This window comes from Ensifer sp. Root127, from assembly GCF_001425225.1.
Taxonomy (GTDB): Bacteria; Pseudomonadota; Alphaproteobacteria; order Rhizobiales; family Rhizobiaceae; genus Ensifer; species Ensifer canadensis.
Window position 1 is genome coordinate 117,360 of record NZ_LMDX01000004.1, and the last position, 19,859, is coordinate 137,218.

The window sequence follows — 19,859 nt, forward strand, 5'->3', positions numbered from 1 at the left end:
TGCAGGTGTTTTGTTTTGGACAGGCAGTCTAGGAGAGCTCCACTTTCGCGGTTTTCTCCCTGTACTCTTCCTTCGGATCGCTGCCCAGGAGCAGCTTGATACCGGCAAACAGGCTGGTCTCGTTGAGCCAGATTTCCGCTTCGCTCGGCTCGAAACGCAGCAGGGCCAGTTCGGGGTCGTCCTTTCCACCCTCGTACCAGGCGGCGATGTACTGGTTCCACAGCCGATCGATAACAGTGCGGTCATTGTCGAGGCGAAGGCGCCCGTGAACGGTCGCGAACAGTTCATGATCCTTGGATGCAAAAGCAAACATGGCCGGTGTGTTCGCGGCGACATTCTGGGCCACGACGGCACTCCTGACGGTGAAGAACCAGATCGGACCCTGCTCGCCCTCGATCTGCGCCGTCATCGGACGCGTGTGCCCATGCTCTTTTTCGGACAAGCCAAGCATGACCGTCATGTCCGATTTCAATGTCTTCCAGAGTTTCTTCTTGAGTTCTTCGGGAGTTGCCACTGCCGTATCTCCTTGACGGTTCGACGCGCCGACGTTGCCCACCTTTTTGGGATGGCCTTCGCGAGCCGGCGCGAAACCAGACGCCGGCCGATCGGCCGGCGTCTGCTATGCTATCCGCGGGTTTAGCGGTTGGCGTATCGGGCGCGCTGCTCTTCGATCTGCGTCGGGCTATAGGGATCGAGGTTCTCATCGAACCTGCTCCAGCCCTCCGCGCGGTAGGCTGAGCGGCGTGCGTTGACATCGACCCAATTCGAGCGCGTGAGGATCGCCTCGGCCTCGGCGACATCGCTGTCGGCGACGCGTGCAGTAACCAGTGTGCCGCCGCGGCGAACGCCCTCGGCGTAGACATGGGCATCTTCTTCCGGCACGCCGGAATCCGTCAGCGCGCCGATTATGCCGCCCACGGCACCACCGGCAACGGCACCGGCGGCGGCGCCCGCCGCTGTTGCCGCCAGCCAACCGGCCGCCACCACCGGGCCGACGCCCGGGATCGCCATCAGCCCGAGGCCGGTCAGAAGGCCGCCTGCGCCGCCGACCGCAGCACCGAGGCCGGCGCCAGTGCCAGCCCCTTCGGCCGCACCTTCTGTGTCGTCAACCTTGTAACGGCCTTCGGCATTGCTGGCGACCATGCTGACGTCGTCATCGGGAATGCCGGCCGCTTTCAGCGCACGCACGGCCTCGGAAGCCTGCTCATAGGTATCGAAGAGTCCGGAAACTGTTTTCATGTCGATTTTCCTTGAATGGGTCTGCTGAAGTTTCTCGACCAACATCAGTTGGCGACGATGTTGCCCTGGTAATCGAGCGCGACGGTCACGGGCTTTCCGTCCTTGGTGGCAGAGGCCTGCCAGATGCCCTTGTCGTCCAGCTTCAATCCGGTCACGGATGTGTAGCCGTTCTCCTGAAGTCGTGCGCGCGCCTGCTCTTCGGTGAAGCTGTTGGCGCCCTCGACAGGTGCGGTCGGGTTGGTGGTGTCAGGCGTGGCCACTGCTGGCGTTTCAGCCTCCGGCGAAGGGGTCGGCGTCTGGGCGTAAGCACTAAGCGCGCTTGCGGCCAGAAAAGCTGTCGCGACGATCACTCGTTTCATTGTTGTCTCCTCGATGCGTCATTGAACGATGCTGGGACAACGCGAGTGCTTGGCGATGGTTCCTGCCTCACATCAGAACAAATTGAAAATTATTCAATCAACTTAACAGGTTACCGGCGCTGCGCACGCTCTCGATCGGGCACGACAAGGCCCGCCGGGTTTGATGACAGCGCCAAGCCAAACGCCTCTCGCACAGGAAGGTTCAGTCCGTTGTTTGCAATTGGTGCCGGCAATGCGCAATGGTAGCAAGCGCCTATCAGCAGGAGGCACTCGCTGACGCGAGCCGCGTGACGCCTCCTGCCCGTCCCAACAGGAAGCGGCCGTTGTTGAAATTCGCCAGCGCCCTAGTTCCCGTTCGAGTTTCGATCGGAACAGCATCGGCGACCTGAATGGCAAGCAATCATAAAGGGGATTGGATCAGGAAGGCGGATGCCGACCAGACACGGGCGAGTTTTCCCGAACTGTTCTTCGACCTCGTTTTCGTCTTCGCGCTCATTCAGCTCGCCCACAAGCTCGCAACCGATTTCAGTGCCACTGCCGTGATCGAGGCCGTCCTGCTGATCCTGGCGATCTGGTGGGTCTGGATCCACACGACATGGGTGACGAACCTGCTCGATACCGAAAAGGAGCCGGTCCGCCTGCTGCTGTTCAGCCTGATGTTTGCCGGCATCCTTCTGGCGATCGCCCTGCCCGAAGCCTTTGGCGACCAAGGACTGGTTTTTGCGGCGATCTACAGCGGTATGCAGATCTGTCGGTCGGCTTTCACGCTTTATGCCTTTCGCCACGCCGACAGGCGATCGTTCCTGACCTTCCTGCGCATCACGATCTGGATGCTGCTCTCCAGCGCCTTCTGGCTGTCCGGCGGGCTAATGGAGATCGAAGGGCGCCTTCTCCTATGGACGCTCGCCCTCCTTGTCGAATACGCCTCGCCGGCGCTCAGGTACTACGTGCCCTTTCTCGGCAAATCGCCCGACGAGACCTTGGATATATCCGGCGCGCACATGGCGGAACGTTGCGCGCTCTTCGTCATCATCTGCCTCGGTGAGACCATCTTGACCACCGGCCGCAATGCGACGGAGCACATGACGGATGATATGACCTTTGCCGTGTTCTGCAGTGCATTCCTCAGCACCGGCTTCATGTGGTGGATCTATTTCCACCACGGCCAGGAAAAGGCGGCATCCAAAGCCGAAGCGACATCACGGCCGGAGACCCTGGCGCTCAATCTATTCACCTACGGCCACCTGCCTGTCGTCGCCGGCATCATCCTGACGGCAGTCGGGGAGGAGTTCAGCTTGTCTCACGCCGAAGAATCGAGTTCGCTGAAGCATGCGCTCGCCATGCTCGGCGGCCCGGCGCTTTTCCTCGGCGGCAACATCTGGATCAAGGCCGTCGCGACCCGCCAGTTCCCGGTCTCGCACATCGCCGGGCTCGTGCTTCTCGCCGCCGCGATCCTCATCGTGCCAATTGCCCCCAACTACATCGTTCAGGCCGCATCGACCGCAGTGCTGTTGATCGTGGCGCTTTGGGAATATCTTGCCCTGCGTCGCCTCGCGGCATCGACCGCCTGAGCAGGCGACTGCCTGAGCCACCCGCCAACCGCAACGGTCGCAAGCAACCAGAGGAACTTAATCGGCTCCTGCGCATTCACGAATGCGCAGACCTGGAGGGGCACTTGCATTCACTGACCCGAAAACGGGCACTTCGGAAGTCCGAGCCGCTCTGGGCCGATACCCCACGCCATGCGGTGAGGACACAAAGGCGGCTCACCACCCATGATGTCGATGTGCTGATCGTCGGCGCCGGAATCAGCGGTGCGCTGATGGCGAATGCTCTGATTGGCCACAATCTGTCAGTGCTGATGGTCGATCGCCGAAAGCCGATAGGCGGCAGCAGCATGGCCAGCACCGCCATGATCCAGCACGAAATCGACGTGCCGCTGCATCGGTTGAACCGCTTGCGCGGAACCGCTGACGCCGCGCGCGTCTGGCAGCGCTCGGCGAAGGCGGTCGAGCATCTCGCATCGCTCGTCGACGCCCTGCAGATCGATTGCCATTTCGAGCGGAAGAACACGCTTTATCTCTCGGGCGCAAGCTATGGTTCGCGCGCACTTCAAGCGGAAGTGAGTGCCCGCGAGGCTGCAAGCCTCGCCGCAACGCTTCTGCCGCAAGACAAACTGCGCGCCAGGTTCGGTATCGACCGTACCGCGGCGATCGAGACGCATGTCTCCGCATCGGCCAATCCGGCCCAGTTGACCGCCGGCTTCCTCCGCCACGCACAGGCAAACGGCGTCCCCATCGTCGAGACGATCGAGATCACCGATATCAGGGAGGTTGAGGGCCGGAATGCCGTTGCGACGTCCGACGGCCGGATCATTCTAGCGACCCATGTGGTCTTCTGCACGGGCTATGAGTTTCTGAAAGCCGTCGCGAACAAGAAACATGCCATCGTCTCGACCTGGGCGATGGCGACCAGACCTCGTCATCCACGGCCGGAATGGCTCGACGACTATCTCGTCTGGGAGGGCGCCGACCCGTATCTCTATTTTCGCTCGACACGGGACGGCCGCATCCTCGTCGGCGGCGAGGACGAGAAAAGCGACGATGCCTTCGAGGATCCGGCAAAGTTGAAGGGAAAGTCCGACATCCTGCGCGAAAAGCTCTCCGATCTGATCGGGATCAGGATCGGCGAGCCCGACTACCGTTGGGCAGCGGCATTCGGCGTCACCGCTCAGGGCCTGCCGATGATCGGCCGCGTTCCCGGTATGCGCAACGCCTTCGCCACCATGGGCTATGGCGGCAACGGCATCACCTTCAGCCAGATCGCCGCCGAGATCATTTCGTCGAGCATCCTGGGGCATGCGGACCCGGACGCTTCGCTGTTTCCGTTCGTCTAGCGGTCGGCGTGGAAACAGCGCCGCATTTGCCGGCCGATCATTCGTGATAGCTTCTGATAAATCCTTGGGGAAATAGGCATGGGCAAGGCAATCGATCAAATCCGGGATCTCGGTGCGCCGCCCTCGATGCAGGGCGTGCGCCCGGCCATGCCCACGTCGCTGACGCTTGTAGGCGCCGCGGCCGTGCTTTACCTCGCGCGCGACGTCTTCCTCCCGATCGCCGTCGCGCTGCTCCTGACCTTCGCACTTGCGCCTGTCGTCGCGGCACTGCGCCGTATCGGCCTGCCACGGGCGTTTGCGGTGATCTCTACCGCGTTGATCACCTTTATCTTGATCGGCATTTTTAGTCTCATCGTCGCACTGCAAGTTGCCGAACTTGCGAAGAACCTGCCCGCCTATCAATCCAACATCGTCATGAAGGTGAAGGACCTGAAGGAAGCCGGCTCCGAAAGCGGCATCATCGATCGCATCGGAAACGTGGTCGAACGCATCAACCGCGAAATAGACCGCCCGACCACGGAGACACCGACTAGCGTCGAAAGCCCGAAAAGAGATCCGCTGCTGGTCGAGATCTATTCTCGCGACAATCCGATCCAGGTTCTCACCAACATCATCGCGCCGCTAGTCGGCCCGGTGGCGATGGCCGGCCTTGTGGTGGTGGTCGTCATCTTCATGCTGCTGGAACGGGAGGATCTGAGGGACCGATTCATCCGTCTCGCCGGTTTCGGCGATCTGCATCGAACCACCGAGGGCCTGCAGGATGCCGGTAAGCGAGTCGGCCATTACCTGCTGATGCAGTTGATCGTGAACACCGCCTATGGCCTGCCTGTCGCCATCGGCCTTTGGTTTATCGGCATACCCAACGCGGTGCTGTGGGGGTTGCTTGCGATCGTCCTGCGCTTCGTGCCCTATATCGGGCCGGTCATCGCCATGGTGCTGCCGCTGTTTCTGTCGGTGGCGGTCGACAGCGGCTGGTCCATGCTGTTGTGGACGGCCAGCCTGTTCGTGGCGATGGAACTGGTGATCAACAATGTGGTCGAGCCGATGCTCTACGGTTCCAAGACCGGTCTGTCGCCGCTGGCGATCATCGTTTCCGCGATTTTCTGGGCGTGGATCTGGGGGCCTGTCGGACTGATCCTGTCGACGCCGCTGACGGTCTGTCTCGTTGTTCTCGGCAAACATGTACCGCAATTCGAATTTCTGCAGGTACTTTTCGGCAGCGATCCGGTGCTCGCGCCGCATGCGCGTCTCTATCAGCGGCTTCTGGCAGGCGATCCGGACGAAGCGACCGATCAGGCCGAGGAGATCCTCGAAGAAGAATACCTCGTCGACTACTACGGCGCGGTCGCCATGCCCGCCCTGGCTTTGGCGGAACAGGATCGCGCCCGTGGTGTCATGAGCGACGAGCAGCGGCTGCGCGTGGCTGCAAGCGGCATGTCGCTGGTCTCCAACCTCGAAGACATTGCGATCGAGGAAAGTCAGGACGATGAGGATGAGAAGGCAGACACGGAAGGCGAACCGGCAAGCCAGCCCATTCCGGATGGCGAAGGCATGACCATCCTGTGCGTCGGCGGCCGGGGCGAGATCGACGATGTCTCCGCTGCGATGCTCGCCCAGGTGCTGCGTGCCGAAGGGGCCGCAGCAACGGCGCTGAGTTTTCACCAGATCGAACCGGCCAATATCCGCAAGCTCCAGACCGAAGCCGTCGACGCGATCGTCGTCTGCTTTCTCAACCGGGATTCGATCAAGCACGCCCGATTTGTCGTCCGCCGCCTCAAGCGGGTCAACATCAGGGCAAGGGTCGGCATCGTCATTTGGGACACTTCTGCCGACCGTGCAGCGGGCCAGCGCAAGGCAGATACAAGTGCGGAGCAAGTGGTGGGCGCCGACTTCGTTGCATCAGACATGACGACGGCGGCGATTGAGGCGCTGACGAAGCGGCCCTCGGTTCCGCTTGCAGCCCCCAGCAAGACCAAGGTTCGGCGACGACTGGTGCCACAACAGACACAATGACGTCTTCAGCGCTGCTGGAGCGGGCCGGGCCTATCTGCTCGGAGAGCGGGGCAACCCGGTTCCGAAGACACAGAAGTCCTACATCAGGACGTGGACATTCCCTGCCAAATGGTTTTCGGTCTGGTGACGCCTGCTTTTTCTCAGGCCGACGTCGTCTGCGACGAGGCGTCGTTGATGAAACACGATCTCGGATGGCGCCAAGAAGATCGAATCGGCGAAGGAACTCAGCATGGCCAAGGATGCCATGGCAGCCAATGACATGGAGAAATGCAAGTCGCATATGGACAATGCGGTCAAGGGCAAGGACGCGATGTAACGCGATCAACTCCGTCCAACGATCGGTCAAAACACAAAAAACGCCCGCTCGGATCCGAGCGGGCGCTTCATGAAATCTTTGATGGTCTCAGGCGCGATTAGCGGCCGAAGGCATTGCGGGCAATGCTCGGGATGTCGGCGCGGTCGATGCCGAGGTCACGCAGTTCGCGCGTGGACATGCGGCCCAGTTCGGAGACCGTCTGCCGGTACTTGAGCCAGTTGTTGAAAGAGCGTGCTACGTTCATGATGATCCCCTTTNCGCAGTTCGCGCGTGGACATGCGGCCCAGTTCGGAGACCGTCTGCCGGTACTTGAGCCAGTTGTTGAAAGAGCGTGCTACGTTCATGATGATCCCCTTTCCGTGGGCTTTCGAAGCCTAGCTGCCAGTCCTTGGCGCTTCGTTCACTTCGATGAGGGATATATAGTCGATCACCCCCGCAGATAGCAGCGCTAAGACTTCACTCCACCCCTGCAAGCCGCGCATGTTGCGGCGGCCGGCAGATGGATCTCCTTCTCCTTCATGTCGCCCNGTCCTTGGCGCTTCGTTCACTTCGATGAGGGATATATAGTCGATCACCCCCGCAGATAGCAGCGCTAAGACTTCACTCCACCCCTGCAAGCCGCGCATGGATCGTTGTGCCCCAGGGTACTGCAGAAGCCGAGCAGTTGAGCCCCCACGAATGGTCAAAGCGAGCGGAAGGCAGCGCTGAGCCAAAAGGGAACTCGGCCGGAACACAAACCAGGGCGCCATGCCCGCCCCTCAATGTTCCGTCCGCCATATCCTGTCGATGACCTCGAAAGCGAGCGCGACGTTGGGATCGGTGCGTCGGGGCCGAAGACAGACGAAGCCGAGTGTGGTTTCGAGTTTGACCCGGTCGGCGATGACGAGGCCGCTTGCCTGCTGTTCGCTGAGCGCGATCGATTCCCGGCAGAGGCTAAGGCCGAGCCCCGTGCGAACCATGGCCAGCATCGACGTTTCCTGATCGACGAGGGCGACGACGTTCTGCTTGAGGTTAAGTTCGCCGAGTTTCCTCGCAAGCAGCCGATGATGAACGGAGGCCGGCGGCGTTCCGATCCACGGCAGCGCCGCAAGCTCGCTCCAGTCCCGCCCTGCGACGATGCCGGCAAAGGCCGGCGGTGCGACAACACGATAGGTCAGCCTCGACAGCGGCTTGACGAAGAACTGCGCATCGGTCTCCGCGCTCCGGACATCCGTGCTCGTGCCGAAATCATCGAGGTCGCCGAGAAAGAACCCGACATCGAGCTCGTTGCGCTTCAAACCGATCGCGACTTCGCCGCTCATGCCTTGGCGAAGGGTGGTTTCAATACCCGGCCCGCTTTCGACTAAGGCTTGGAGAAAGGCACCCAGCCTCGTGAATTCAGGGTCGATGATCGTTCCGATCCGCAGCTTGCCGCGAAGCTGCGCCGTCAAGTGCATCGCCGTCTGCCTGAACTCGGTCACCGACGCCAGCACCTGCTCGCCCTTGGCCGCCAGTAGCGCGCCGTCGCGCGTCAATTCGAGCCCGTTGGCGGTGCGATGGAACAGGGTGAGGCCCAATTCCTGCGACAGGCGCTTCACCTGCAGGCTGACGGCAGGCTGGGTCAGATGCAACAGTTCGGACGCCCGCGTGACGTTGCCTTCCCGCGCCACCGTGACGAAGGCCCGCAGCAATCGCAGATCCAGATGATGAGACATATAAATGTTCCTTATAATTGTCGGGCGTATTTATCATTGGATTTCGCCATGCGGTAGCCTTTTACTGATTTCTGGCGGATCGCAATGCCGCGATCGCTGACGAAACTTATAAAGGGTGGGATGATCTTCGGCCGGTACGCGACCCTGGTCGCCGTGGCCAGCCCACCGCCCTTTCGGCTGTGTTTGGAAAGTGCCTGCAATGAAGACCGACACCTCAACTGCTGATACCACCGTTTTCGACTATGTGGTCGTCGGCGCCGGTTCCGCCGGCTGCCTGCTTGCCAACCGCCTCAGCCGCGATCCCGGCAAACGGGTCCTGCTGATAGAGGCGGGCCGGCGCGACAACTATCCCTGGATCCATATCCCCGTCGGCTATCTCTATTGCATCGGCAACCCGCGCACCGACTGGCTCTACAAGACCGAGCCGGAAGCAGGATTGAACGGACGGTCGCTGCGCTATCCGCGCGGCAAGACGCTTGGCGGCTGCTCGTCGATCAACGGCATGATCTACATGCGCGGACAATCGCGTGACTATGAGAGCTGGGCGGCCCAGACCAATGATCGCGAGTGGTCCTGGGAGAATTCGCTCCAGGATTTCAAGGCCCATGAGGATCACTACCGGCTCGACGACGGTGCCGATCCCGTCACCGGCGACAACAGCCGGTTTTCCGACATGCATGGCCGCGGCGGCGAATGGCGGATCGAAAAACAGCGGCTGAAATGGGATATCCTGGAATCCTTCGCCGAGGCCGCGGTCCAGGCGGGCATTCCGCGCTCGGCCGATTTCAACAGCGGCGACAACGAGGGCGTCGGCTATTTCGAGGTCAATCAGAAGTCGGGCTGGCGATTGAACACCTCCAAGGCCTTCCTGCGTCCGGTGCGCCATCGCCGCAACCTGGTCGTCTGGACGGAGGCCGAAGTCGAAAAGCTGCTGATCGAAACGACAGCGGATGGCACCAAGCGCTGTACCGGTGTCTCGCTTTATCGCGGCCGCGACAAGGTGACCGTGCGGGCGACGGGCGAAGTCATTCTGTCGGCGGGGGCGATAGGCTCGCCGCAAATCCTGCAATTCTCAGGCATCGGACCGGCCGCGCTGTCGCATGCCATGGGTCTCTCCGTCGAACATGACCTGCCCGGCGTCGGCGAGAACCTGCAGGACCATCTGCAGATCCGCGCCGTCTTCAAGGTCAGGAATGCCAAGACGCTGAACACGCTGGCGAGCAATCTCGCCGGCAAGGCCCGGATCGGGCTCGAATATGTGTTGAGGCGCAGTGGACCGATGAGCATGTCGCCATCGCAACTTGGCGCCTTTTCCCGCTCCGACCCCGACCGCGCCCATGCCAATCTGGAATATCACGTGCAGCCGCTCAGCCTCGACGCCTTCGGCGAGCCGCTGCACAGCTTCCCGGCCTTCACCGCCAGCGTCTGCAATCTCAACCCGACGAGCCGCGGCCATGTGCGGATCCGGTCGCGCGACCGGGGCCAAGCGCCGGCCATTGCTCCGAACTATCTGAGCACGGACGAAGACCGCAAGATCGCCGCCGACAGTATCCGGCAGATCCGATCGATCGTCAGCCAGCCGGCGCTGGCACGATACGAACCGATCGAGTGGAAGCCTGGTATCGAGTTCCAAAGCGATGGCGAACTGGCGAAACTCGCCGGCGATATCGCCAACACCATCTTTCACCCCGTCGGCACCGCCAGGATGGGCGCCAAGGACGACGGCCTAGCCGTCGTCGACAGCCGGCTTCGGGTTCGGGGGATTGGGGGACTGCGGGTGGTCGATGCCAGCGTGATGCCGACCATTACCAGCGGCAACACCAGCGCGCCGACAATGATGATCGCGGAGAAAGCCGCGCGCTGGATCATCGGCGACGCACAAAGGCGAGCCTAACCGGGAGCGTTCGGACGGCCCCCCCATGACGACAGCTGCACGCAACACATTACCAACCGGCCTCGCCTGAGAAGACGAGGCGGGTTGGTGATTTCTACTGGAACATGCCCTTCGGCGTCTCGCCCTTGAAGAACGGCACGATCAAGGCCTCCAGCAGCTCCGGCTGGCCGATGACGGCGGTGTGCGAGGTCGCCGGCAGGATGGCAAGGCGCGAAGCCGGCAGCGGTTTGCCCATGTCGCCCATGCCGCCGCCGCCGAGCAGCCGGAACATCGCCACCGTATGTTCCAGTGTCGCGACATCGGCATCGCCGGCGATGATCAGCACCGGGGCCTTCAATGCCTTCACGTCCTTTTCCCACGCCATTGGCTCTTTCTCGAGCGTGATCAGCTTGGCGACGAGCGCCGGGAAGCCGTCCGGATTGGCGGCGAGCTTGCGGTAGTCCTCGGCAAACGGCATGCCGACGAACATCTCCACCGTCATCTGCGGGATGAATGCCTTGAATTCCGGCTGCCAGCCCTCGGCATCGTAGCCGACGGAAGCCGCCGCCAGCTTGTTGACCTTGTCCGGATGGCGGATGGCGAGCTGCAGCCCGGCCGCTGCCCCCATGGAGTAGCCGAATACATCCGCCTTCTTGACGCCGACGGCATCCATGAACGCCGCCACGTCGTCGGCCAGGTTCGGATAGGTGATCGGTCGGTCGATGTCGGTGGTGCGCCCATGCCCCTGAAACTCGATCGCGTAGACCTTGTTGGTCTCGGCGAGCTTGGGGATGATCGCGCCCATGGACGGAATATTCATATAGGCGCCGTGCAGGACAATCAGCGGCTCGCCCTCGCCGGACACTTCGTAATACATCTTCATGCCATTGACTTCGACCCGCTCGCCAACCGGCTGGCTGTCGGCAAGGGCAGGCCCGGCAATGAGCAGGGTTGCGGCGATAAGGGCAGTACGGAGCATATCTCTTTCCTCGCGGTTTCATGCGTTTCCGTCAACGCTGACAATAAGACGAGCGAAATCCTCGCGAACCGACATCGCCCTGCAATTTTTTGTAGCAATCGCCCGGGGAGCGCCAAACGGCTTATGAACCGGAGCCGACTGGGTTGAGGACGCATGGTTCGACGGCACCGAAAAACCTCGCCATCCCAGGGGATGGCGAGGTTTTCTTTCCGTTCATGACGATGCCGGCGTTATCTCAGCCGTTCGACAAGCATTTCACCAACCTGCAAGGCAGAGCCCGGATTTTGCCCGGTGATCAATTCGCGGTCGACCACCACATTTGCCTGCCAGGGCGCCGCGTTGCTCTCATATTTTCCACCCGCCGCTTCGAGCGCCGCCTGCGGATAGAACTTCATCGTGCCGCCATCGAGCGGGCCCTTGGCAAGTTCCTCCTCCTGGTTGCTGATGACGGTCATGCGGTAGCCCGAATAGATCCATGTGGGCCGATCGGGCTGCTGCGAGGCTTCGAGCTGGTCCGTAAATGCCTTTGCCTCCGCCAGTGTCGAAAGCAGCGCGATCGGGCCGTGGCAAACCAAAGCCGTGATCTTGCCGTTCTCGTGGAAATAGGCGAGCAACTGCCCAAGCTGCCGGTCATGCAGCAGATCCTGCATCGGCGCGTGGCCGCCGGGGATATAAACGGCATCGAAGGATGCATAGCCGATCTGCGCGACGCGGGCGAGACCGATCACCGGCGATTTTTCCGGCGACGTGATGGCGAGTTCGTCGAGCAGATCCTGGTAGACTTTCATCTGATCGGCACTGCCGCCGAAATAGGCCGGGTCCACGGATGTCCTGTCGACCGCCGGCACTTGCCCCCCAGGCGTGGCGAAGGTGATCTCGTGGCCGGCCTCCAGCAGCAGCTTCACCGGCTGCATCAACTCATTGAGATAGAAGCCTGTCGGGAATACCCTGCCGTCCCTGAGATCGAGATGGTCGGAACCGGAAAGCACGACAAGCACCTTTGCGGCATTTGCGTCGGCAGCGGCAAAGGTGAGCGCGAGCGCGGCAGCAAGGCCACGCAGCCATGTCATCGGGTTGGTCATGATTGTCACTTTCTAAGTAGGAAGCTGCGTCAGTTTGCCTGGCCGGCGAGCAGCAGATCGCGGATGGCTTCGCCGACGCCATGGGCCGACTGCGGATTTTGGCCGGTCACCAGCCGTCCATCCACCACCACATTGGACGTCCAGTCGGGAGCGGGTTGGTGGCGGGCGCCGCGCGCCGAAAGCGTGCTTGCCAACAGGAACGGCACAACGTCTTCGAGACCGACGGCGCGCTCCTCATCATCGGTAAAGGCGCTGACATTCCGGCCCGCGACCAGGTAACGGCCGTCGCTGAGCTTTGCGTTCACGAGCGCCGAGGGGCCGTGGCAGACGGCTCCGACCACGCCTCCCGCCTCATAGATCTCGCGGATCGCGGCTTGCGCCTCGAGGCTTTCGGGAAAGTCCCACATGGTTCCGTGACCGCCGGCAAAGAAGATCGCCTGATAGCGGGAAGGGACGATATCGGCGATGCGCGTTGTCGCCGCGACAACAGCGCGAAAGCGCGGATCGGTCCAATAGCGTGCATTGATCTCGTCCTTGAGATCGAGACCGTCGACCGGTGGCTCACCGCCTGCAACCGAGGCGAACTCCACCCAGAAGCCCGCCGCCTCAAGCACGGCAAGCGGATGCGTGACCTCGCCGAGAAAATATCCGGTCGGCTCACCCGTCTTTCCCTTGGTGGCGTGGCTCGTCAATACGAACAGTACGGGCTTTGTCAGCCCTTGGTCAGAAGCCGGCATCAGATCACCTCTTGGTTTCGCTGGTCTGGCAGGACTTTATTATCCCCACCGGAGGCGATAAATGATCTCAACTTCAATTCATTTATTCTCCGGAGACAAAGATGCCCCGTCGTTTCGATTACCTCGCCGATGTCGAAGTGTTCGTGGCGGTGGCCGAGCACGGCTCGTTGACGGCCGGCGCCATCGCCCTTGGTACGACACCCTCCGTCGTCAGCCGCGCCATCTCGAGGCTTGAAGCGCGGCTCGGCAGCCAGCTCCTGCGCCGCACCACGAGGCGCATCGGTCTCACCCACGACGGACAGCATTTTCTCGACCAGGCGCGTTCCGCCTTCTCGACCATCGACGACGCCGAGCGCGCGATTCAGGGCGGCAGCCGCCAGATCGCCGGCCGCATCCGCCTCAGCGTGCCGACCACATACGGGCACTTCCGCCTGCCGCCGCAACTCTGCCGGTTCCGCGCGCTCCATCCCAAGGTCGAGGTCGAGCTCAACATTACCAACCGCAACGTCGACCTGGTTGCCGAAGGTTTCGATCTCGCCATCCGCATGGGTCAGTTGCCGGACAGTGGCCTTGTTGCCCGCAAGATCGAGGACGGGGCGATGTGCCTTGTCGCCGCGCCCGACTATGTCGCCCGTCGCGGTACCCCTCAGAGCATCTCCGATCTCGATCGTCACGACTGCGTGCCCTTCGTCATGCCGAGCACCGGTAGGTTCGCGCCCTGGATGTTCCATGACAACGGCCAGGATCTCGACTGGGCGCCCTCATCCGGCGGGCTTCAGGTGAGCGATGACGTGCTCGGCGTGGTGTCGATGGCCGAGCAAGGCGCCGGCATTTGCCAGACCTATGATTTTGTCGTCGAGCGCTCCATCCGGCAGGGGAGACTGATCGAGCTGCTGCCGCAGCTGAACGGGCGAACGCGATCGATCTCGATCGTCTACGCTCCCAATCGCCGGCTTTCCGCCGCGTCCCGCGCACTGATCGACGTCTTGGGCAAACGGCAAAGCTGATGGCGAAAGTGTTCGGGGCGTTGCGCGGTCCAATACAATTTATCCGGCCACATCTTCCTAAACACACCCAAAGTCACAAAACTGTCACAAACAAAGGGCCGGATCGCCCGCGTTTCAGTTCCGATTTGCCACAACAATGCGAGGACGAGACGCCATGAATGCCAAGGCACAGACGCATTCGCCGCCGGCCGAGGCCGGCAGATGGCATCGATCGGAAGCCGGCACGATCATGCCGTCATCCTCGTTTCGGTCGCCATTCTCGCGTCCCTTGTGGTCGCCGACCGGGTCTTCGGCATCGACTATTACGACCTCGTGCGCAACCCGAACGCCATCGCCCGCAACCCCGGCTATTTCGGCATCGTCTCGAATATCGGGGTTATCTTCTGGATCGTCGGCGCGGCCGCAGCTCTTCAGGCTTTTGCGGCGACAAGGGCCGAAGGGACCACGCCTCTCAGGCGAACGCTGCTTGCCGGTGGGCTCTTTGCAGCCCTGATGGGTATCGACGATTTCCTCGTGCTGCTGAAAGCGGTCGCGACCACGGGCATCCCGGAAGAAGTCGCCCTCGTGCCGCACATGCTCGTGCTTTGCGCCCTGTGCTACTGCGCCTACACGGTTCGGGCAGCAACGCCGCGACTGCTGCTCGTCGGCTCGGTCCTGTCGATGGGCCTGTCCTTCGCCGCCGATATGGCCCCGATCCATGTCGGCGGGGCCACCTTCGTCGAGGAGGCTTTCAAGCTGGTCGGCATCCTGTTCCTGAGCGCCTATCTCGTCACCATCAGCCACCAGGCGCTGCAGCATGGCGGGGCGTCGCGGCACCCAGCCATCGGATAGCAGCCTGTATGGGCTGAGCCACGGTCACGTCGTTCCACCGCTCAATGCCTGTTCAAGGAAGATGTACTTCATTGCCGTCTGGGCCGCCTGGATCCGGCGGTCGCCGCGCCCGCCGTGGCCGCCTTCCGTTTCCTCGAAGAACAGCGCGTTGGCATGGCCGGCGGCCTGCAGCCGTGCTGCCATCTTGCGTGCGTGGCCGGGATGCACCCGGTCGTCGGCGGTCGACGTCGCCAGCAGCACCGGTGGATAATCGGCGTCATCAGCGACGTGTTGGTAGGGAGAATAGGTCGCCAGCCAGGCCGCTTCCTCGGGCTTGGACGGATCGCCATATTCGGCCATCCAGGATGCTCCGGGCGGCAATTCGGTATAGCGCAGCATGTCGAGCAACGGCACTTCGATGAGCACCGCACCGAAAAGCTCGGGCCGCTGGGTCAGCGAAACACCGGTCAGCAAGCCGCCGTTCGACCCGCCTTGAATGCCGAGCATGGCAGGGGTCGAAATCCCGCGCCGCACCAGATCTTCGGCAACGGCGGCAAAATCGTCGAACGCGTTCTGCCGCTTGTCCTTAAGTGCTGCCTGATGCCATCGCGGACCGAACTCGCCGCCACCACGGATGTTGGCCTGGACATAGGCGTAGCCCTTTTCAAGCCAGAGCTTGCCGCGTACACCGGCGTAGCCGGGCAGAAGCGGGACTTCGAAGCCGCCATAGCCGTAGAGCAATGCCGGCACCGGCTTTTGCTGGTCGCGACGCCGAACGACAAAATAGGGAACGAGGGTGCCATCCCTCGAGCGTGCCTCGAACTGCTCCGATATCAGCTCTGACGCATCGAAACGCGCCGGCTGCGCCTTGACTGTCGCCAGCGTCTCGCCGTCATCGTCAGACCAGATGATCGAGCTCGGCGTCAGAAAATCGGTGAAGGAGAACGAGACGCTTGAGCCGAACTGATTGATATGGCTGATGCCGACATTGCCGTTTTCGGGCAGAGTGACCGGTGTGAGCGACCACCCCCCTTCGCCGCGTTCGGCAAACACCACGCGGCCGCGCACATTGTCCATCAGGCTGATGAACAGGCGGTCGCGCGTGCTGGCGACATGCGCAATCGAAACACGCTCTGCGGGCGGCAGCACCGTTTCGATGGCGCCGAGTTCACCCGTTTCCAGCCAGCGCTTGAAATCGAAGGCGTAGAGCCCGTCCGGCAGACATGCCACGCCACCGGGCGCGGACCAGACGCTGCGCACCGCGAAGACGATCTGGCCTTTCAGAATTGCGATGTCGGCGACGTCGTCCGGCAGCGGTAGCCGCCGGTTTTCGCCCGAAGCCAGCCTGACGAAATGATGGCCGGAATAGAAATCGATCGTCCTTGTCAGCAGCAGGTACTGCGCGTCGCCATCGAATTCGAGCGAACCGCCGACAGCAAGATCCTCGACCTGCCCTTCGAAGATCGGCACCGCCTCGCTGAGATCCGTGCCCCGTTTCCACAGCTTCACGACGCGCGGATAGCCGGAATGCGTGCGTTCTTCCTCCTCGAAGGCGGCCGCAACGATGACCGTGTTGATGTCGAGCCAGCTGAAATTTGATTTCGAAACGGGTGCACGGAATCCGCCCTCGACAAAGCTGTCGGTTTCGATGTCGAACTCGCGCATCTCGCTGGCGTCGCCGCCATCGGGCGACAGGCTCAGGAGGCAACGGTCGAAATCCGGATAGAGGCGGCGCGCGCCGCTGAACACCCATTTGACGCCTTCCTTTTGCGAAAGCGCGTCGAAGTCGATGATCGTTTGCCAATACGGCTTTTCGGTCTTGTAGGAAGCCACAGTGGTGCGGCGCCAGAGGCCAAGCACGTTGGTCTTGTCCTGCCAGAAATTGTAGACATGGCCGCGCAGTTCATAGCCGACGGCGATGTTGTCCTCTGCGGTCATCAGCTCCAGCGCCGTTTCGAACCGCGCCTGATAGGAAGGATCGCCTTGCAGCCTCTCTTTCGTCAGCCCGTTCTGGCGATGCACCCAGTCGAGCGCGGGCTTGGATGTCCTATCCTCCAGCCAAAGGAACGGGTCTTCGGCAGGTGTCGAAAGCTGAGGGGCAACGGACTTGGTCATGAAATCTCCAGCGACAATATCAGCGAGGCAATCGGGAAGTGTAGCAGCGGTATATGTTGTCTCATCACCTGGCTTTGCAATGCCAAAGGTCGATTAGCGGCGTGGCCATGTTGGGGAGGCGCGGCTTGCCGGCAGGTCACTTTGAAAATCCTGTCATCCCAAAGCAGTCACGTCGACTTCGGACAATTCATTCGTTTACCGATCGGCAAGCTGGGCCAGGCAGACCTCGCGAACGCAGGCACGGAGCCAACGGTGCGCCGGATCGGCATCAAGCCGCGGGTGCCAGAGCATTGAGACGGCAACCTCAGGCACCGGAACTGGCAGAGGGAAACTGTGCATGCCGGCGCGCAGGTTTCCCGTATGCCGTTCAGGGACGCTAGCGATCAGGTCCGATCCGCGCGCAAGTGCGAGCGCCGCCGAGAAGCCCCCGACCGTGGTGACGATCTGTCGCTTGAGCCCAAGCTTTTCCAGGGCGTCGTCGATCGGCCCCCTGTCGAGACCACGCCGGGAGACGAGCACATGCCGGCCGCCGGCATAGCCGGCTGCGGTCAGCGGGCCGAGGCTCAAGCGGTGCTCCCGGCGCACGACACCGATGAAGCGATCCCGGAACAGCGCCTGCGTTTGCACTTCGGGGCCGGTCGCAGGCCCGATCACACCGGTTTCCAGATCGACGCTGCCGTCGCGCAACGCGCCGCTTTCCTTGTTCGGCTTCGGCAGGAAGCGCAGGCGGACGCCGGGCGCTTCATCGCCGATGCGCCTGAGAAGGTCCGGACCGAAATTCTCCACGAACCCCTCACTCGTCCTAATCGTGAAGGTGCGCGTGAGCTGGCCGACCTCGAGCATTTCGGCCGGGCGCAGGACCGCTTCGGCTTCATCGACGAGTTGGCCGACACGCTCGCGCAGTTCCAGTGCCCGCGGTGTGGGGACAAGGCCGCGCCCGGCCCGCACCAGAAGCGGATCGCCCGTCACCGCCCTGAGCCGAGCAAGCGCCCGGCTCATCGCCGAAGGGCTGAGCCGCAGACGCTCGGCGGCGCGCGCGACGCTGCCTTCCGCAAGCAGAACATCGAGGGTGACCAGCAGATTGAGATCGGGTTTCGACATTCGCTTGGTATAGCGCAGTTTGATCGGGATGTGGCGCCTGATGCATGAATAAAGTGCAAATCATGCGCCTTCCGCCATGTAACGCAGACGCTTAGGCTTCTGGCAGCTCCATTTTGGAGATTGCCAGCATAGGGAGTTTGTCTTGAAGCGAGATATTGCAGTGCTCACCGAGGCAAATGTTGAAGCCATTGGACGGAAGCGTTCGGCCCGATGGGCGCTGGCCAGCCTGTCGCTCTCCATGTTGTTGTCGGCGCTTGGCACCAGCATCGCCAATGTCGGCCTGCCGACGCTGGCCAGCACCTTTGATGCACCGTTCCAGGACGTGCAATGGGTGGTGCTTGCCTATCTGCTCGCCATCACCGCGTTGATCGTCGGCGTCGGCCGGCTCGGCGACATCGTCGGCCGACGCCGACTGCTGCTCGGTGGCGTCGCATTCTTTACGCTTGCCTCGGGCCTAAGCGGCTCCGCCCCGACGCTCTGGCTGCTGATAACCGCCCGCGCGGCGCAGGGGCTCGGCGCGGCAATCATGATGGCACTGACCATGGCTTTCGTCGCCGAGACGGTGCCGAAGGCACGCACTGGCAGCGCCATGGGGCTGCTCGGAACGATGTCCGCGATCGGCACAGCCCTCGGGCCATCGCTCGGCGGCGCGCTGATCACCGGCTTCGGCTGGCGCGCACTTTTCCTCGTCAATGTGCCGCTCGGTTTCCTCACATACATTCTTGCGCATCGCCATCTGCCTGCCGACCGCCAAGGGACGACGCCCACCCCTGCCCGCTTCGATGTGCCTGGCACCGTCGTGCTGGCATTGACGCTGGCGGCCTACGCGCTTGCCATGACCATCGGCCGCGGCCAATTCGGCCCGCTCAATATCGTTCTGCTACTGGCCGTGGCCCTGGGCATCGGGGCTTTTGCAATGGTCGAAAAGAAGGTCGCATCCCCGTTGATACGCTTGGCGATGCTTCGCGATCCGGCCTTGAGCACGAGCCTGGTCACCAATGCGCTGGTCTCGACGGTGATGATGACGACTTTGGTTGTCGGTCCCTTCTATCTCACGCGCGCCCTTGGCCTCGATCCGGCCGCGATTGGGCTGGTGATGTCGGTCGGTCCGGTGGTGGCGGCATTGAGCGGCATACCGGCGGGCCGCTTCGTCGACCGGTTCGGCGCGCGACCGGTGATGATGGCCGGACTTGCGGCAATCGCGGCCGGCGCCGCAGCACTCTCCATCCTGCCGGCAACATTCGCCATCCCGGGCTACCTCGCGCCCATCGTCGTCGTCACCGCCGGCTATGCTCTCTTCCAGGCGGCCAACAACACCGCCGTCATGGCGGACGTGCCGCCGGATCGCCGCGGCGTCATCTCGGGCATGCTCAACCTGTCGCGCAACCTGGGGCTCGTCACCGGCGCATCCGTCATGGGCGCCGTCTTCGCCTTGGCATCGGCGGCATCCGACATCGCCACGGCACCAACCGAGGCCGTCGCGTCAGGCATGCGGGTCACCTTCGCTGTCGCGGCGGGCCTCATTCTCCTGGCGGTCGCCATTGTTCTTGCGGGTCGCGCGCTCGCGGCCTGCTCGTCGATGCCTGAGAATGAACTGCAACCTTGATCGCCGTGGAGATCGGCTCGCCGATTGCCCCG

Annotated in this window: 17 protein-coding genes and 2 pseudogenes; 8 read left to right on the plus strand and 11 right to left on the minus strand. The window is 62.4% G+C overall.

The window, feature by feature from the left end; translation table 11 throughout:
* Positions 1–28: 28 nt before the first annotated feature.
* The 3 genes from ASD03_RS08910 to ASD03_RS08920 all read right to left on the minus strand — a co-directional run bounded on the left by ASD03_RS08910 (position 29) and on the right by ASD03_RS08920 (position 1,598).
* Complete coding sequence (locus ASD03_RS08910) at positions 29–514, minus strand: pyridoxamine 5'-phosphate oxidase family protein (RefSeq protein ID WP_025429405.1); 486 nt, start codon at positions 512–514, stop codon at positions 29–31.
* A 122-nt stretch (positions 515–636) separates the two neighbouring features.
* A complete protein-coding gene (locus ASD03_RS08915) occupies positions 637–1,239 on the minus strand; it encodes a general stress protein (RefSeq protein ID WP_057212862.1) in 603 nt (200 codons plus the stop codon).
* Between the two features lie 44 nt (positions 1,240–1,283).
* Positions 1,284–1,598: a PepSY domain-containing protein gene (locus ASD03_RS08920; RefSeq protein ID WP_025429407.1), complete on the minus strand. Its 315-nt coding sequence runs from the start codon at positions 1,596–1,598 to the stop codon at positions 1,284–1,286.
* 389 nt (positions 1,599–1,987) lie between these two features.
* Here ASD03_RS08920 and ASD03_RS08925 point away from each other — a divergent pair, with 389 nt between their 5' ends.
* The 4 genes and pseudogenes from ASD03_RS08925 (at position 1,988) to ASD03_RS40330 (ending at position 6,823) form a co-directional block, all read left to right on the plus strand.
* Entirely contained in the window at positions 1,988–3,169 is a 1,182-nt protein-coding gene (locus tag ASD03_RS08925) for a low temperature requirement protein A (protein ID WP_057212864.1), read from the plus strand.
* Between the two features lie 104 nt (positions 3,170–3,273).
* Positions 3,274–4,494 (plus strand): FAD-dependent oxidoreductase, encoded by a 1,221-nt coding sequence (locus ASD03_RS08930; protein WP_057212866.1) that lies wholly within the window; start codon positions 3,274–3,276, stop codon positions 4,492–4,494.
* 78 nt (positions 4,495–4,572) lie between these two features.
* Entirely contained in the window at positions 4,573–6,507 is a 1,935-nt protein-coding gene (locus ASD03_RS08935) for an AI-2E family transporter (protein WP_082557283.1), read from the plus strand.
* A 108-nt stretch (positions 6,508–6,615) separates the two neighbouring features.
* A pseudogene (locus ASD03_RS40330) lies at positions 6,616–6,823 on the plus strand (hypothetical protein).
* Positions 6,824–6,920: 97 nt separating this feature from the next.
* On the opposite strand, the gene ASD03_RS37420 reads toward ASD03_RS40330, so the two are convergent.
* The 3 genes and pseudogenes from ASD03_RS37420 to ASD03_RS08950 all read right to left on the minus strand — a co-directional run bounded on the left by ASD03_RS37420 (position 6,921) and on the right by ASD03_RS08950 (position 8,517).
* The gene (locus tag ASD03_RS37420) at positions 6,921–7,067 is read right to left on the minus strand and encodes a DUF1127 domain-containing protein (RefSeq protein ID WP_067698903.1); all 147 of its coding nucleotides are present in this window, start codon (positions 7,065–7,067) and stop codon (positions 6,921–6,923) included.
* 14 nt (positions 7,068–7,081) lie between these two features.
* A pseudogene (locus tag ASD03_RS37425) lies at positions 7,082–7,167 on the minus strand (DUF1127 domain-containing protein); the annotation flags it as partial.
* Between the two features lie 414 nt (positions 7,168–7,581).
* A complete protein-coding gene (locus ASD03_RS08950; protein ID WP_057212869.1) occupies positions 7,582–8,517 on the minus strand; it encodes a LysR family transcriptional regulator in 936 nt (311 codons plus the stop codon).
* 199 nt (positions 8,518–8,716) lie between these two features.
* On the opposite strand from ASD03_RS08950, the gene ASD03_RS08955 reads away from it, so the two are divergent.
* A complete protein-coding gene (locus tag ASD03_RS08955) occupies positions 8,717–10,411 on the plus strand; it encodes a GMC family oxidoreductase N-terminal domain-containing protein (RefSeq protein WP_057212871.1) in 1,695 nt (564 codons plus the stop codon).
* 94 nt (positions 10,412–10,505) lie between these two features.
* Here ASD03_RS08955 and ASD03_RS08960 read toward each other — a convergent pair whose 3' ends face one another.
* The 3 genes from ASD03_RS08960 to ASD03_RS08970 form a co-directional block, all read right to left on the minus strand.
* Positions 10,506–11,369: an alpha/beta hydrolase gene (locus tag ASD03_RS08960; RefSeq protein ID WP_057212873.1), complete on the minus strand. Its 864-nt coding sequence runs from the start codon at positions 11,367–11,369 to the stop codon at positions 10,506–10,508.
* 230 nt (positions 11,370–11,599) lie between these two features.
* Positions 11,600–12,439 (minus strand): type 1 glutamine amidotransferase domain-containing protein, encoded by an 840-nt coding sequence (locus tag ASD03_RS08965; RefSeq protein ID WP_057212977.1) that lies wholly within the window; start codon positions 12,437–12,439, stop codon positions 11,600–11,602.
* A 41-nt stretch (positions 12,440–12,480) separates the two neighbouring features.
* On the minus strand, positions 12,481–13,188 hold the full coding sequence (locus tag ASD03_RS08970; protein WP_057212875.1) for a type 1 glutamine amidotransferase domain-containing protein: 708 nt from the start codon (positions 13,186–13,188) through the stop codon (positions 12,481–12,483).
* 101 nt (positions 13,189–13,289) lie between these two features.
* On the opposite strand from ASD03_RS08970, the gene ASD03_RS08975 reads away from it, so the two are divergent.
* Positions 13,290–14,195, plus strand: coding sequence for a LysR family transcriptional regulator (locus ASD03_RS08975; RefSeq protein WP_057212877.1), 906 nt, complete (start codon positions 13,290–13,292; stop codon positions 14,193–14,195).
* A gap of 201 nt (positions 14,196–14,396) precedes the next feature.
* On the plus strand, positions 14,397–15,026 hold the full coding sequence (locus ASD03_RS08980) for a hypothetical protein (RefSeq protein WP_057212879.1): 630 nt from the start codon (positions 14,397–14,399) through the stop codon (positions 15,024–15,026).
* 24 nt (positions 15,027–15,050) lie between these two features.
* Here the strand turns inward: ASD03_RS08980 and ASD03_RS08985 are convergent, their stop codons facing one another.
* Entirely contained in the window at positions 15,051–17,120 is a 2,070-nt protein-coding gene (locus ASD03_RS08985) for a prolyl oligopeptidase family serine peptidase (RefSeq protein ID WP_057212881.1), read from the minus strand.
* A 195-nt stretch (positions 17,121–17,315) separates the two neighbouring features.
* Positions 17,316–18,221 (minus strand): LysR family transcriptional regulator, encoded by a 906-nt coding sequence (locus ASD03_RS08990; RefSeq protein ID WP_057212883.1) that lies wholly within the window; start codon positions 18,219–18,221, stop codon positions 17,316–17,318.
* A 154-nt stretch (positions 18,222–18,375) separates the two neighbouring features.
* Here ASD03_RS08990 and ASD03_RS08995 point away from each other — a divergent pair, with 154 nt between their 5' ends.
* Positions 18,376–19,827 carry an MFS transporter gene (locus tag ASD03_RS08995; protein WP_244494614.1) on the plus strand — a complete coding sequence of 484 codons (1,452 nt, stop codon included), beginning with the start codon at positions 18,376–18,378 and terminating at the stop codon, positions 19,825–19,827.
* Positions 19,828–19,859 lie beyond the last annotated feature (32 nt).

Coding starts and splice junctions, on each gene's coding strand:
- ASD03_RS08960 (WP_057212873.1), bottom strand. CDS start 11,369: ATGCTCCGTACTGCCCTTATCGCCGCAACCCTGCTCATTGCCGGGCCT.
- ASD03_RS08955 (WP_057212871.1), top strand. CDS start 8,717: ATGAAGACCGACACCTCAACTGCTGATACCACCGTTTTCGACTATGTG.
- ASD03_RS08965 (WP_057212977.1), bottom strand. CDS start 12,439: ATGACATGGCTGCGTGGCCTTGCTGCCGCGCTCGCGCTCACCTTTGCC.
- ASD03_RS08980 (WP_057212879.1), top strand. CDS start 14,397: ATGGCATCGATCGGAAGCCGGCACGATCATGCCGTCATCCTCGTTTCG.
- ASD03_RS08915 (WP_057212862.1), bottom strand. CDS start 1,239: ATGAAAACAGTTTCCGGACTCTTCGATACCTATGAGCAGGCTTCCGAG.
- ASD03_RS08950 (WP_057212869.1), bottom strand. CDS start 8,517: ATGTCTCATCATCTGGATCTGCGATTGCTGCGGGCCTTCGTCACGGTG.
- ASD03_RS08920 (WP_025429407.1), bottom strand. CDS start 1,598: ATGAAACGAGTGATCGTCGCGACAGCTTTTCTGGCCGCAAGCGCGCTT.
- ASD03_RS08990 (WP_057212883.1), bottom strand. CDS start 18,221: ATGTCGAAACCCGATCTCAATCTGCTGGTCACCCTCGATGTTCTGCTT.
- ASD03_RS08985 (WP_057212881.1), bottom strand. CDS start 17,120: ATGACCAAGTCCGTTGCCCCTCAGCTTTCGACACCTGCCGAAGACCCG.
- ASD03_RS37420 (WP_067698903.1), bottom strand. CDS start 7,067: ATGAACGTAGCACGCTCTTTCAACAACTGGCTCAAGTACCGGCAGACG.
- ASD03_RS08970 (WP_057212875.1), bottom strand. CDS start 13,188: ATGCCGGCTTCTGACCAAGGGCTGACAAAGCCCGTACTGTTCGTATTG.
- ASD03_RS08975 (WP_057212877.1), top strand. CDS start 13,290: ATGCCCCGTCGTTTCGATTACCTCGCCGATGTCGAAGTGTTCGTGGCG.
- ASD03_RS08935 (WP_082557283.1), top strand. CDS start 4,573: ATGGGCAAGGCAATCGATCAAATCCGGGATCTCGGTGCGCCGCCCTCG.
- ASD03_RS08925 (WP_057212864.1), top strand. CDS start 1,988: ATGGCAAGCAATCATAAAGGGGATTGGATCAGGAAGGCGGATGCCGAC.